This window comes from Aquiflexum sp. (assembly GCF_977115555.1).
Genome location: NZ_CDSBKL010000078.1, coordinates 1 through 13448, shown reverse-complemented (window position 1 = coordinate 13448; position 13448 = coordinate 1). Strand labels below are relative to the sequence as shown.

At 40.6% G+C, this 13448-nt stretch carries 11 protein-coding genes; 7 read left to right on the top strand and 4 right to left on the bottom strand.

What is annotated here, in order from left to right:
- Positions 1 to 211: 211 nt before the first annotated feature.
- The 3 genes from ACZFYI_RS07045 to ACZFYI_RS07035 all read left to right on the top strand — a co-directional run bounded on the left by ACZFYI_RS07045 (position 212) and on the right by ACZFYI_RS07035 (position 4379).
- Entirely contained in the window at positions 212 to 742 is a 531-nt protein-coding gene (locus ACZFYI_RS07045; protein ID WP_462523417.1) for a DUF4402 domain-containing protein, read from the top strand.
- 56 nt (positions 743 to 798) lie between these two features.
- Positions 799 to 1629, top strand: a complete 831-nt coding sequence (locus ACZFYI_RS07040; RefSeq protein ID WP_462523416.1) for a hypothetical protein — start codon at positions 799 to 801, stop codon at positions 1627 to 1629.
- A 143-nt stretch (positions 1630 to 1772) separates the two neighbouring features.
- The gene (locus ACZFYI_RS07035) at positions 1773 to 4379 is read left to right on the top strand and encodes a fimbria/pilus outer membrane usher protein (RefSeq protein ID WP_462523415.1); all 2607 of its coding nucleotides are present in this window, start codon (positions 1773 to 1775) and stop codon (positions 4377 to 4379) included.
- Between the two features lie 142 nt (positions 4380 to 4521).
- Here ACZFYI_RS07035 and ACZFYI_RS07030 read toward each other — a convergent pair whose 3' ends face one another.
- Positions 4522 to 6657, bottom strand: coding sequence for a M3 family metallopeptidase (locus ACZFYI_RS07030; RefSeq protein ID WP_462523414.1), 2136 nt, complete (start codon positions 6655 to 6657; stop codon positions 4522 to 4524).
- A 220-nt stretch (positions 6658 to 6877) separates the two neighbouring features.
- Here ACZFYI_RS07030 and ACZFYI_RS07025 point away from each other — a divergent pair, with 220 nt between their 5' ends.
- Positions 6878 to 7726 carry a carbon-nitrogen hydrolase gene (locus ACZFYI_RS07025; protein WP_462523418.1) on the top strand — a complete coding sequence of 283 codons (849 nt, stop codon included), beginning with the start codon at positions 6878 to 6880 and terminating at the stop codon, positions 7724 to 7726.
- Positions 7716 to 8807 (top strand): agmatine deiminase family protein, encoded by a 1092-nt coding sequence (locus tag ACZFYI_RS07020; protein ID WP_462523413.1) that lies wholly within the window; start codon positions 7716 to 7718, stop codon positions 8805 to 8807. Before ACZFYI_RS07025 ends, ACZFYI_RS07020 begins: the two co-directional genes overlap by 11 nt.
- Positions 8808 to 8860: 53 nt before the next feature.
- Here ACZFYI_RS07020 and ACZFYI_RS07015 read toward each other — a convergent pair whose 3' ends face one another.
- Positions 8861 to 9484, bottom strand: coding sequence for a Uma2 family endonuclease (locus tag ACZFYI_RS07015; protein WP_462523412.1), 624 nt, complete (start codon positions 9482 to 9484; stop codon positions 8861 to 8863).
- 169 nt (positions 9485 to 9653) lie between these two features.
- Between ACZFYI_RS07015 and ACZFYI_RS07010 the strand changes: the two genes are divergently transcribed.
- Both ACZFYI_RS07010 and ACZFYI_RS07005 read left to right on the top strand, forming a co-directional pair.
- Positions 9654 to 10907, top strand: a complete 1254-nt coding sequence (locus ACZFYI_RS07010; protein ID WP_462523411.1) for an alkaline phosphatase family protein — start codon at positions 9654 to 9656, stop codon at positions 10905 to 10907.
- A complete protein-coding gene (locus ACZFYI_RS07005; protein WP_462523410.1) occupies positions 10907 to 11308 on the top strand; it encodes a group III truncated hemoglobin in 402 nt (133 codons plus the stop codon). Before ACZFYI_RS07010 ends, ACZFYI_RS07005 begins: the two co-directional genes overlap by 1 nt.
- Here ACZFYI_RS07005 and ACZFYI_RS07000 read toward each other — a convergent pair.
- Complete coding sequence (locus ACZFYI_RS07000) at positions 11298 to 12533, bottom strand: hypothetical protein (RefSeq protein WP_462523409.1); 1236 nt, start codon at positions 12531 to 12533, stop codon at positions 11298 to 11300. The two genes, ACZFYI_RS07005 and ACZFYI_RS07000, sit on opposite strands and share 11 nt — an antisense overlap.
- A gap of 129 nt (positions 12534 to 12662) precedes the next feature.
- Positions 12663 to 13277: an NADPH-dependent F420 reductase gene (locus ACZFYI_RS06995; RefSeq protein WP_462523408.1), complete on the bottom strand. Its 615-nt coding sequence runs from the start codon at positions 13275 to 13277 to the stop codon at positions 12663 to 12665.
- Positions 13278 to 13448 lie beyond the last annotated feature (171 nt).

Genomic DNA, 13448 nt, shown 5'->3' with positions numbered 1-13448 from the left:
GGAATCAAAACAACAATAGAATATCATTAAAACTTAAAATATATCATAAACCTTTTAACGTAATCGCTTATGCAACATCCTTCTTAATCCCCCGATCCATGACCCATGGATCTGTTTGAAAAGCAAAAAAAGTAAAAACAATTAGTAAAAAACAAAAAACAAAAAGTAAAACAAACTCTAACAAATTTTTAATTTTAAAAACAACAACAAAATGAAAACAATTCTTAAATCACTCGTAATTGCAATTTTCTTTGTAGGCGTAGCTTCTACTTCTTATGCACAAAAAGCTGCTACAGCTCCTGCTTCTGCCGAAATCCTTCAGGATTTGACCATCACTTTGGATGGAACTTTAAATGCCATCAATTTTGGTAGAGTATCGTCTACTACTCCCGGTGCCATTGTTTTGGATGCAAATACTGCTGCAAGTAATGTCAACACAGGTACTGTTACCAATGTGGCTAGGTTTGACCTTGGCGGTGCAAATGGAGGAGTAACTGTATTCTATGATCCTACTGTAAGTTTGATATCAGGTGGTGGTTTGACCATTGTAATGACACCAGAAGTGGTTGGTGACGCAGTAGAAACAAACAGAGCTACAGCTGTCGGAATTGCAAGCGGTTCGACTGTGACTTTGGCAGACAATGCTTACTTCATCTGGGTAGGTGGTTCTCTTCCAGCACTTACTGCTCAAGGAGTTGGTACTTATACCGGTACTTTCAACATCAGTGCAGAATATAACTAGGATTAATCAATTCAAGCCGGCGGTTACCCCGCCGGCTTATATAACTCTTCAATTTTATGAAAAAGATATTTCTAGCTTTATCAGTAAGCTTATTTCTGTTTTTGGCTGTGCCTGCTATGGCGCAGATTTCCATTGCACCTACTTCGGTTTTTTTGGATGAAAATGGAATTGCTTCCCTTTACATCACCAATCCTTCTGAGATTATCCAAGAAATCAGTGTAAGTTTTATATTCGGATATCCCGGGAGTGATGATTTGGGAAATCTGATCATGGTCTATGGGGACAGTATCAAAGACAAGCAATATGGATTGGGAGACAGATTGAGGGCATTTCCCCGTACTTTCGTCTTGGCACCGCAGCAGCAGCAGACAGTTAGGTTACAGTTGAGACCTGACCGTTCTTTACCGGCCGGAACGTATTTTACCCGTGTCAAAGTCACTTCAAACAACCAAGCCCAAGATGTGGATCAGGTTGTAGAAACTGAGGTTTCTACCCAGATCAATTTCAAATTTGACCAAGTGATTGCTGCATTTTACAAAAACGGACAGACAAGTACAGGTCTTGAAATCGGCGATGTGACTACATCAATGGAGGATGGTAAGATCAGAGCTATTGCTGATTTTGTCACTACCGGCAATTCACCGTTTCTTGGAAGTATCTCCGCTACTCTAAAAGATGCCTCAGATAAGACTGTATCCCAAAAAGAAGAAACTGTAGCTATGTATTTTTCGGGAAAGAAAGGAATTGATGTCAGTATTCCCGAAGGTTTGGCCTCAGGAGAATACCAGCTTGAACTTCAATTTGAAACCAAAAGGTCGGATATACCTTCTTCGGATTTGGTACAAAGCCCTCCGATAAGCAAAAGAATTTTCGTCCGTATTCCCTGATTCCAAAATTACCATCAAGTAATTTTATTTCAATTAAATATTTATCTCGCTCTTTTTAATATAATATTTTGGCTTACCAATTTCCTTTTATTGAACCCATTAAATTAAAGGGGGTTCTTTCGATGCTTTTGATAGTTTTTTTGGTGTGTTTATCCAAAACTGCAGAAGCACAGCAAGAACCTGATGGCGAAGCCATGCTTACTTTTTCCTATCCTTCCCTGGGACAGGCATATCTGAATGTGGTGTTTTTTGATAACGTGCCCTACCTGCCTTTAGGTGAAGTATTGAGCATGTTGTACATTGGTAATGAGAAAACAGACAATGGAAAGGGACTTCAGGGATTTTTTCCCAATAAAAATGAGAAATGGCTGATTGATCCCCTATTGGGATTGGTGACTATAAAGGGGAATAGGGAGACCCTTCCTGCCGATAAGTTTTATATGGGAGCAACAGACATTTATCTTCACCCTGACTATTTTTCGAGAATTTTTGGACTTAATTTTTTGGTAAACTTCAATGCGCTGTCCTTAAACCTTACTGCAGAATACCCACTCCCCATAGATGAGAGGCAGAAAAGAGAAGCTTTAAGAAGGAAACTACAGCAATCAGCAGCCAATAAAGATTTATCAGATGCCCCACTGCTTCACGGTAGGGATAGAAAGCTGTTTGCACCCGGGATGTTGGATTATAATCTCAATTATAATTATGGAGATGGAAGTCAAAACCTTGGGATTTTGTTGAATGCTGGAATGGAATTTATGGGAGGTGATTTGCAGGGATTGTATTCGGGAACAGTTCAGGAAGGAAGTCTTTTCTCTTCCTTTTCAGGTGCAAGGTGGCGTTATGTTTTGCCGGGAGGTCTTCTGCCCGATAAGAATGCCGGCATGACAGGAATTTCCGTAGGGCAAATCAATACCACGGGACTCAATAATTCAGTAGGAATTTTGGGTGTTGGAATTACCAATAATCCAGTGATTCCGAGGATGAAGCTTGATGTTTTTGTCATAGATGGCTACACAGAGCCTGATTCTGAGGTAGAGCTCCTGATCGGTGGTCAATTAGTAGATTTTTTGAGGGCGGATGATGTCGGATATTACCGGTTCAATGCTCCTATTACTTTTGGCGTGGTCCGTCTTGCTATCAGGATTTATACCCCTCAGGGGGAAGTCAAAATTGAGGAAAGACAATTGCAGATTCCTTTTACTTTTTTACCCAAAGGATTTGTGACTTATAATATTCAAGGCGGGATAGCAGAATCTAGCCTTGACAGTTTGGATAAGGAACTTATCGGGCATGCAGATATCGCTTATGGGATTACCAATGCACTGACAGTAAGGGCAGGTGTAGACAATGGTGCTGTTTTTGGGAGAAATATTACCTATGGTGTATTCGGGCTTTCGGCAAGAATTTTACAGCAATACCTCCTCAATGTGGATGTGTTGCCTGACAGGTATTACCAAGCTTCGGCTTCGGTGTTTTATGCCAACAATACCAGCATCAATGCCCAATTTACCGAATTTGTTCCCGAATCAGAATTCAACCTAGTTGGTCAGCTGAGAGAGGCAAACCTCAATGCATTTTTTCCTTTCAAAACCTTTGGGAGATTTTCGGGATTCAGAATCACCGGGGAAAGACAGTGGTACGAAAGCGGTTTTAGGACCAATTACCAAACAGATTTCAATACCCAGATCGGAAGGGTAGTGGCAAGGGTCAACTATCGCGCCCGAATCAGTGGTCTCAAGGATACAGGAACCGGCATCGAGCCGCCTAATCTATACAATGCTATAGGCCAATTTACCGCCTCGATGACTTATACCCTTAAAAGGGATCCAAGTGTGCCGGTATTTGTCAGGGGCATGTTTTTCAGGGGTCAATATAGGTATGATACCTATAATAAAACTCCGATATCATATAATTTCATGTTGTCTCAGACACTCTTTAAAATGGGAAGGCTTACCATGGGTTATGAAATGGATGCGATCAGAAAGAAAGGTCAGTTTCAGTTGGGATTCCTTTATGATTTTAGAGGTTTGAGGACCTCAACACAGTTTGCGGCAAGCAGGAATTCTTATGCAGCGCAACAGGCAATTACAGGTTCACTTGGCATTGATCCTTCGGGATATATTTTACCTGACAACAGAGACCAAGTGACTAGGTCAGGTGTCGCTGTTCGTTTGTTTATAGACCAGAATGAAAATGGAATCTTCGATCAAGGTGAGGTTATGATTCCGGCCAAAGCTGTGAGATTGGACCGCTCCGCCAACATGATACTCGGTTCAGATGGCATTCTTAGGATTACCCAATTACAGGCCTACTGGAAATACCAAATGGAAGTTGATATCAATGCCCTTCCTAATCCAAACCTCGCCCCTAAGGTGAAGCGCTTCACTTTTGTGGCTGAACCAAACAGGTACAGAAGCATCGACATCCCGCTGTACCAGACAGGAATCATTGAGGGTTTTGTATTGGTTGATCACAATGGCAAAGAAGAAGGTTTGGGTGGATTAAGGTTAGTCCTTGAAAAACTTAATGACAGTGAACCTTTGCAGCTGTTGCGAACATTTACAGATGGAGGCTTCTATGTTTTTGGCTTGATGCCCGGAAAATACAGACTTCATGCCGATCCCAAGCAGTTGGAGTTCATGAACGTCACCTCCGAACCTGGAATTCTGGAATTTGAAATCAAAGCCTTGGCTGATGGAGATTACCTGGAGAATCTGAATTTTAAGCTTAGATATAAAAAAGAGTAGCCCTTAACTTTTATTTAGGGTTGGAGAATCCTATTTTTTGAAATGAGGTTAATGAATGCATAGAATGGGGCAATCAAATTTGAAAAAAAAGACCCATCACATTCTTTCGAATGAATGGGTCCAAAAATGATTGAATTGATTTTTACTTTGTCCTCTCGACACTCACCTGATCTAAGCCTCTTTTCTTCAAAAGGGCATCAATCTTTGGTTCAGAGCCACGGAAGTTGACATACATTTTCATAGGCTCATCGGTTCCCCCTCTTTCAAGGATTTCTTTTCTGAAGGCCAAAGCTTTTTCAGGGTTGAAGAGTTCTGTTTCCTTAAATGCCTGGAAAGCATCTGTATCCAATACTCCTGACCAGATATAGCTGTAATAGCCTGAAGAATAACCTCCTGCAAAAATGTGCTGAAAATAAGTGCTGCGGTATCTTGGGATGATTTCGCCCATCAGTCCGATTTTTTCCAAAGATGCTTTTTCAAAATCATTGGCACTTCCTACGATTTCCTTTTCTTGGGTATGGTAGTCCAAGTCCAAAAGCGAGGCGGCTAAATACTCTGTTGTGGCAAATCCCTGTCCGAATGTTCCGGAATTTTTGAGTTTTTCGATCAGTTCATCAGGGATTGGTTCGCCTGTTTTGTAGTGGATAGCATATTGCTTCAAGACAGTCGGTTCGGTTGCCCAGTTTTCCATTATCTGTGAAGGCAACTCGACAAAATCCCTCGGAACGGAAGTGCCTGCAAGACTTCTGTACTGCACATTGGACAATAATCCGTGAAGAGCATGTCCAAACTCATGGAAGAAAGTCGTCACTTCATCGAAGGTCAACAAAGCCGGAGCATCTCCTGTTGGCTTGGAGAAATTACAGACAATGGAAATGACAGGTGCTTTTCTGACGCCATCGATGGTTTGCTGTGGACGGTAAGAAGTCATCCAGGCACCGCCTCTTTTGGAAGCTCTTGGATGGAAATCCATGTATAAAACCCCCACATGTGTTCCATCCGCTTCTTTTACTTCATAGGCTTTGGCATCAGGATGGTAGGTTGGGATATCTTTGATTTCTTCGAAAGTCAATCCAAACAGGTTTTTGACAACCATGAAAACACCTGCCTGCACTTTGTCCAAAGCGAAGTATGGCTTCACTTCCTGCTCGTCAAGGTTGAATTTCTGCTGACGGAGTTTTTCTTCGTAATACCTCCAGTCCCAAGGCTCAATGTTGAAATCCTTTCCATCTGCCACAACGATCGCTTGCATTTCATCTTTTTCCTGTTTGGCTTTAGCCAATGCAGGAGTCCAAAGTTGGTTCAAAAGGTTGTAAACCTGATCTGAAGTTTTGGCCATAGACTCTTCCAAGACATAATCTGCATGGCTTTTATAGCCGAGCAATTGGGCTTTTTCTCTTCTGAGATTTGCCATTTCTACCAAGATGGCTTTGTTGTCCTTGTCGTTGTCATGGTTGGCGCGGCTTTGGTAAGCTTCCCAAATCTGCTTCCTCAATTCTCTGTTTTCAGCATATTGGAGGAAAGGCATGATGCTCGGATTCTGAAGCGTAAATAGCCATTTCCCTTCTTCACCAGCTGCCTTTGCGTCTGCTTTTGCAGCTTCTTTGAGCTCGTCAGGAAGTCCGGCAAGGTCTGCCTCATTATCAATAAACATTTTGAAAGCATTGGTTTCTGCCAATAGGTTTTGTCCAAAAGTAAGGCTCCATACAGACATTTTGGAATTGATGTTTCTCAGTTTTTCCTTGTCTGCTTCATTCAGATTGGCGCCGTTGCGTACAAACGATTTGTAGGTTTTTTCAAGGAGTTTTTGCTGCTCACCATTGAGGCCTAGGTTATCTTTGTTTTCCCAGATGGTTTTGACCCTTGCAAAAAGCTTTTCATTCAGACTGATATTGTCCGAGTGTTTGGAGATTTCAGGAGCCAATTCTTTGGCTATGGCCTGAAGTGTATCGTTGGTGTTGGCGGAGTTGAAGTTGTAAAATACCGTAGAGACTTTGGCCAGCAATTCACCGGATTTTTCCATTCCCTCAACGGTATTTGCAAAAGTCGGCTCTTCGGGGTTATTGACGATGGCATCGATTTCTGCCTGCTGTTGTTTGATTCCTTCCAAGATAGCAGGGGAAAAATGCTCATTTTTGATTTTGTCAAAAGGAGGGACTTCAAAAGGCGTATCGTACGCTTCAAAGAATGGATTCATATTTTCAGTTTTTTCTTCTTTTGTACCGCAGGCATAGAGCAAAGCTCCGGAAGCTGCAAGTGCAATAATTGTTTTTTTCATAGGACCATACATTTGGGTTCGCCTGCAAATATATGTAAAAATCGCTAGGGGTTTTTTAGGTATACCAATTGAAAAAAAAGGGATGACAACTCGAATTGGAACCAATATGTATTTTATATAGGTTTCATATTTTTTAATAATAGACTAATTTTGAAAACTCAAAGGAATCAGTAAATCATTTAAACCAATCAAAGTGTCAAAAAGAACCATCAAAGTAGGCATGGTGCAAACATCTTGTTCCAGTGACCTCTCAAACAATATGGCAAAAGCCATTGCGGGAATCCGTGAGGCGGCAGCCAAAGGTGCACAGATCGTATGTTTGCAGGAGCTTTTCGGTTCACTGTACTTCTGTGATGTGGAAGACCATGACAATTTCAAATTGGCTGAGTCCATCCCCGGTCCTTCTACCCATACATTTTCCTCATTGGCAAAAGAATTGGGTGTAGTCATCATCGCTTCTCTTTTTGAAAAGAGAGCGGAAGGTTTGTATCACAATACGACCGCAGTTTTGGATGCTGATGGGACATACTTGGGAAAATACCGCAAAATGCATATCCCTGACGATCCGGGGTATTACGAAAAGTTCTATTTCACTCCCGGCGATATGGGCTATAAGGTTTTCAAAACCAAAGTCGGAACCATCGGTGTATTGATCTGTTGGGACCAATGGTATCCTGAAGCAGCGAGAATCACTTCCCTGATGGGAGCAGAAATCCTCTTCTATCCGACTGCAATCGGTTGGCACAAGGAGGCAACCAAAGAAACCAATGATGAACAATATCAGGCTTGGCAAACCATTCAACGTTCCCATGCCGTTGCAAACGGCGTTCCTGTAGTCTCTGTCAACAGGGTAGGAACAGAAGGGAATCAGCAGTTCTGGGGAGGATCTTTTGCGACCAATGCATTTGGAAGGATTTTGTACCAAGCTGACCATACGGCCGAGGAAGTGCATGTCCAGGAACTCGACATGGAAAATTCCGATCGCTACCGTACCCATTGGCCATTTTTGCGTGACAGACGCATAGATTCATATTCTCCGATCCTTAAGAGATTCATTGATGAAGACTAATTACAGTGCTGCAGACATATTTGAAATGGCCCAATCAGGGAAAAAGACACCTGCTGAATTTGGGTATTATTTCCCCGCTGAATTTGCGCCACATCAAGCGACTTGGCTGAGTTGGCCTCACAAAGAGGAATCATGGCCCGGAAAAATTCACACCATATTTCCTGCTTATGCTGAGTTTATCAAATATGTAACTTTGGGAGAAGAGGTGCATATCAATATAAAGGATGAGGCGATGAAGACATTTGCTTTGGAACATTTGCAGGCTGCAGGTGTTGACCTTGGCAAGGTTTTCTTCCACCTTTTCCCCACCAACGATGCATGGTGCAGAGATCATGGCCCTGCTTTTTTGATCAATCCCGAAGCCGCTCAAAAGAAGGTTTTGGTAAAATGGAATTACAATGCCTGGGGAGACAAATATCCTCCCTATGACCTTGACAATCAGATTCCGATCAAAATCGCTGATTTTAGAAATATTCCCTGCTTTCGTCCAGGAATAGTCATGGAAGGAGGTTCTGTGGAATTCAACGGAAAAGGAACTTTGTTGACTTCTGAGGCTTGCTTACTTAATCCAAATCGCAATCCTCACTTATCCAAAAAGCAAATCGAGGAATTTCTTAGAGGATATTACGGAGCAGATAATATCCTATGGCTGAAAGATGGCATCATCGGCGATGACACTGATGGGCATATCGATGACTTGACCCGCTTTGTCAATGAAGATACTGTCGTCACAGTAGTCGAGCATGATAAATCAGATGAGAATTACACTCCTCTCAAAGAAAATCTGGAATTGCTTCATGAATTGAGGTTGGAAAACGGCAAACAGATGAATATTATAGAGCTTCCGATGCCCTCTGCCAAATACTATGAAGGCCAAAGACTTCCTGCCTCCTATGCCAATTTCTATATCGCTAACCATGCAGTGGTAGTTCCGACTTTTCAAGACAAGAATGATGAAAAGGCATTGCAAATTCTGACCTCATGTTTTCCGGACAGGAAAGTTGTCGGTGTGAATTCTTTAGACCTGATTTGGGGTTTGGGTTCATTCCATTGCCTCAGTCAGCAAGAACCACTCGTTTAGATTTTGTTGTCAGATATAAAATGAAATCCCAAGTCAAAAGCTTGGGATTTTTTTTAATCCAAATCTACGAATACTTCATCAAGGTCAAGTTTGAATCCGGAGATACATTTTGATTCCACAATATCTCCTACTGTAAAAAGTTTGGAGGGAACATATTTTCCATTTACCAAGGTATAAATCAGGAGTGAATATTCGTTTGGATGGATGATCCAATATTCTTTGACTCCGCTTTCTTCATAGACTTCGTATTTGTTTTTGAGATCTTTTTTATTGTTTCCGGGAGAAAGAATCTCCACAATCAGATCAGGTGAACCGATACATCCCAAGTCATCCAATTTACTTTTGTCGCAAATCACACTGATATCAGGCTGTACAACGGTGAATATATCTTCATTCTTTTTTGACTTGACAGGAAGCCGCACATCAAAAGGGGCTGAAAAAACATCACATTTATGGTTTTCTAAATGTTGATATAATTTATAAAAAATTTTTCCTGAGACCTTTTGATGAATTCTTCTTGGTGCGGCTGCTGCAGATTTGAAAATTTTTCCTTTGATAAGCTCCACCATTTCATCAAATTCCCAAGTCAAATAGTCTGCATAAGTATACATGCCATATTCAGAAGATGGTTCCTCGACTTTACTTTGGTTTTCTGAATTTGGATCAAAGGTTTTCATTCAACTAAGTTAAGAAAATGATTGTAGTTGAAAAAGTTTATCTATGAAGTTTCTTTTGACAAGGACCGGTAACCTGAGATTATTGGATTTAATTTTTCGAAGGTAAAAAACCTATTGGCTACCAAATTTTCTTCCGTTACTTTTATACCCAAATCAAAACCTTGTAGAGATGAAGTTGGTGAAATTGTCTTTAGCCGTTGTTGTTCTTTTCAATCTAGTTTGCTTCAAGGGCATTGCGCAGCAAAAAGAACAATATGTAATCCTGATTTCTTTGGATGGTTTTAGACACGATTATGTTGAAAGGTTCAAACCCGAAAACCTTTCCAGATTTATTCAAAACGGAACTGCAGCCGAAGCACTGATTCCGTCTTTTCCTTCAAAAACTTTTCCAAACCATTACACCATAGCCACCGGGATGAAACCTGAAAACCATGGTTTGGTTGACAATTCTTTCTATGAACCGGAAAAAGGTTTGGTTTATTCTATGGGGAACAGAGATATAGTTGAGGATGGGTATTGGTATGCAGGAACACCTATTTGGGTTTTGGCAGAGCAAAATGGAATAAAAGCGGCGAGTTACTTTTTTGTTGGTTCGGAAGCACCTGTACAGGGAGTCCGGCCGAGTTATTATTTCAGCTATGATGGTGCAGTTTCTAATTTGACCAGGATTTCCAAAGTATTTGAATGGCTTCAGCTTCCGGAGGCGGAAAGACCAAGAATGATAACGCTTTATTTTTCTGACATGGATGATGTCGGGCACCGGTATGGACCTGATAATGATGCCCAAATCGGTGCAAGACTTGAAAAGTTGGACAGAGAACTCGGTGCCTTGTTTGAAGGATTGAAAAGCTTTGATCTGGACATCAATGTATTTATTGTTTCAGACCATGGTATGACCAATATTCCCAAAGGGAATCTGTTGAATCTGGATCAAATCACCGAGGGCATCAACGCTAGGGTGGTGAACAATGGGGCATTGGCCCACCTGCATTTGGAAAATAAAGAAGAGCAGGAAAAGGTCTCCAAAGAAATGAATGACAAAGCGGAGCATTACAAAGTAGTTCGCGTAGCCGATAAAGAATATTACAAGAATATAGAAAAGTATAAAAACCGCTTTGGGGACTTGATCATTATCCCGGATCTGGGTCATTACCTGACCACTTCCAAAGGCATGGTTTCCTATCAAAATAGGTCTGCTATGTTCAAAACAGATGTTTTTGGAGAGCATGGATTCAGCCCGGAGTATGAAGACATGCGGGGAATCTTTTATGCAAATGGACCAATGGTAAAAAGTGGAAATCTTATCCCGGCTTTTGAGAATATCCACGTTTATCCTTTGTTGGCGACAATTTTGGGATTGCCTATTCCTGCTGAAATAGATGGTAAACTTGAGGTATTGCAGCCTATTTTGAAAGAAAAGTAATGGATCGAAAAGAGATTGAGAAAAGGGAAGATGTATCACTTTTGGTTCGGAGTTTTTATGCGAGAATCAGAAAGCACGAATCTTTAGGCCCTATTTTCAATAGCATAGTACAGGATTGGGAATCACATTTAGAAAGGCTGACTGATTTTTGGGAAATGATTTTGCTGCAGACCGGTCCCGGCGCAGGGAAATTCAGTCCGGTTCCTGTTCATAAAGAAGTTGATTCAAAAACCGGAAGTGCAATCACACAAGTACATTTTGGCAATTGGCTGGAGCTTTGGTTTTCAACTTTGGATACCTATTTTGAAGGGAAGTATGCGGATTATGCCAAAGAGCATGCAAGGAATATGGCGCATATCCTTTTTTTTCGCATTATGGAAGCAAGGGGAATCAAGATGTGACTTTAATAAAAGAGAATTTTGCCCAATTTTTTCGGTGCTTGATTTCGGGTTCAGAAAATCCAAATGGATATAAAAAAATGAGTTTCTCTATGCGGATCTCATGAACTCCGGGATTCAGGTTTCTAATATCAAAAACAAATTGAAAAGCCCGCTGTTTGGAACTGCCATGGCTGATTTTTCGCCAAGTAGAATTTTTGGAGGATATCAGACTGTCATTCAAATAAATCCTATACAAATCCTGCGTTTTTTCCAGACTTGACCATCCCAGAGAATCCGGGAGGGTATTTGATTTTTGGACTATCTTGTCAAAGTTTTTGAAATCCTCCTCATAATGGGCCAATAGGATATTGGTCGTTTCTCCTGCTATTTCTTGGGAAGGCATCAAAGCCCTGGAAAATCTTTTTTCAGGATCTTTTTTATCTTCAAAATACATGGATTCATCAGGCCAATCGAGTTGGCTTTGATCGAGGTTTGCCGAATTGGCATAATTGAAGAAACCTTTGAGGTCTGAAATAACTAAAGGGGTTGTCAGGAGCATTATCAAAAACAGATAGATATTTATTTTCCATTTTCCCAGGTTGCTCTGATAAGTGGCCTGTATCGTGCTAAAAAGTGACGTAGAAAAAAGGTTTTTGAGTTTATTCTTTTTGGTTAATGCGGAAATCAGTCCAAAGATGATTAAGGTAAATAAAAATATGAGGTAAATCAGGAAGAAATTCAGATCAAAAAACCAATAAAAAAATAATAGCAAGCCAAGGTAAAGCGTAAAAATAAAAAAGATCATTCCTGTCATAATAGGAAAGCCAAATGCCATGCTGCAGGTCTTCTCAAGCATCAGTACCCACTCAGTAGGTTTTTTATAGTCATATTCTCTAGAAATTTTGAAGAGGTTTTCATTGATGACCCCTTTTGGAAATGCATAGCTGAGTCCCAATAATCCTGCCCATATAAACCGCAAAATAAGATGAATCGAAAAAAATATTTTGAAAACACTCAATATCATGGAGAGGTAAATAAGAACAAGGTAGGCACCTGTAAATTCAAGGCCGAATTCTTGGGTCAATTTTACCCCAAATTCAAAAACCTGAGCCGGGAAGGCAAAAATGAATGCCAACGAAATACCTGAAATGATGACCTCAGGCTCCCAGCTGTTTCTTTGGAGATTTTTGATCCAAGCTAATTCTTCGGAATCATTTTCCGGATTTAGGTTTTCATTATCTTCCACTGATCGTTTAGATTGGTTTTTAAAAATATGTCAAACCTAAAAATAGATAAAAAAAGGTAATAGCAAACTGTTGGGTTGATTTTCAACCTCTTATAAATGCAAATCGGAATTGCTTAGAGTAATTTTTTTCTATACTGCGATCAGTTTGAAGTGATAGTCCATTTTCTCAGGTCTTTGGAATGAAATGGTTTTTCTCAGGTGATAGAAAGCCTCTAGTAACATGGCGTTTTCGATTTCCCCGGCATCTACAGGTCTGAATCCTACCCATTCGATGATTTTTTTGACACTCTGCTTTTCCGCAGAATCAGGTCCGCAAAAGTAAGTTTCTTTTACCAAACCCATTGGATCTGATTTTGGATAGTCTATCCCGAGGTTGTTGAAAGCTTTGAAGAGTTTGTTTTGACCGATGCTTTTTTTGATCAAGGTGGTGTTGCAGGAAAATTCCGCGGTATAGGCACCATTTGTGCAGTCGATGATGATTTTATTTTTCAGATCCGAAATGGCAAGGCTATCACAGACCTTTGGAAGGTGCTCGTTTTCACAGCAGATCAGTAGGATGTCTGACATCTCTATTGCTGTTTCATAGCTGAAAATTTTGTCGAGGTACATATTGAGTATTTTCCACTCAATTTCTTTCGTTACAAAGTCTTCACGTACTCCAAAAACCACTGTTTGGTTCATGGCCAACATTTTGTTACCGAGGGTGGAGGCGAGTTTTGTTCCTCCTAAGATTCCTATTTTCATATCTTTTAAAGTTGCTTGACTTTTGGGTGAAAAAGCCAATTGTTGGGTGATTTGAAAGCCTTTCGAATCTGTTAATAACCGTCTTCATGATTCGGAAGGGATTGAAATATAGATAATTAGGTTACTAACTCAAAATTATTTTTTGACAAAATTTGGAAGAAAAAATGAAAT

What these genes read in the sequence shown, in the direction of transcription:
- ACZFYI_RS06995 (WP_462523408.1), bottom strand. Translation starts at nt 13,277, where the DNA reads ATGAAAATAGGAATCTTAGGAGGAACAAAACTCGCCTCCACCCTCGGT.
- ACZFYI_RS07005 (WP_462523410.1), top strand. Translation starts at nt 10,907, where the DNA reads ATGGATCGAAAAGAGATTGAGAAAAGGGAAGATGTATCACTTTTGGTT.
- ACZFYI_RS07040 (WP_462523416.1), top strand. Translation starts at nt 799, where the DNA reads ATGAAAAAGATATTTCTAGCTTTATCAGTAAGCTTATTTCTGTTTTTG.
- ACZFYI_RS07015 (WP_462523412.1), bottom strand. Translation starts at nt 9,484, where the DNA reads ATGAAAACCTTTGATCCAAATTCAGAAAACCAAAGTAAAGTCGAGGAA.
- ACZFYI_RS07010 (WP_462523411.1), top strand. Translation starts at nt 9,654, where the DNA reads ATGAAGTTGGTGAAATTGTCTTTAGCCGTTGTTGTTCTTTTCAATCTA.
- ACZFYI_RS07030 (WP_462523414.1), bottom strand. Translation starts at nt 6,657, where the DNA reads ATGAAAAAAACAATTATTGCACTTGCAGCTTCCGGAGCTTTGCTCTAT.
- ACZFYI_RS07025 (WP_462523418.1), top strand. Translation starts at nt 6,878, where the DNA reads ATGGTGCAAACATCTTGTTCCAGTGACCTCTCAAACAATATGGCAAAA.
- ACZFYI_RS07045 (WP_462523417.1), top strand. Translation starts at nt 212, where the DNA reads ATGAAAACAATTCTTAAATCACTCGTAATTGCAATTTTCTTTGTAGGC.
- ACZFYI_RS07020 (WP_462523413.1), top strand. Translation starts at nt 7,716, where the DNA reads ATGAAGACTAATTACAGTGCTGCAGACATATTTGAAATGGCCCAATCA.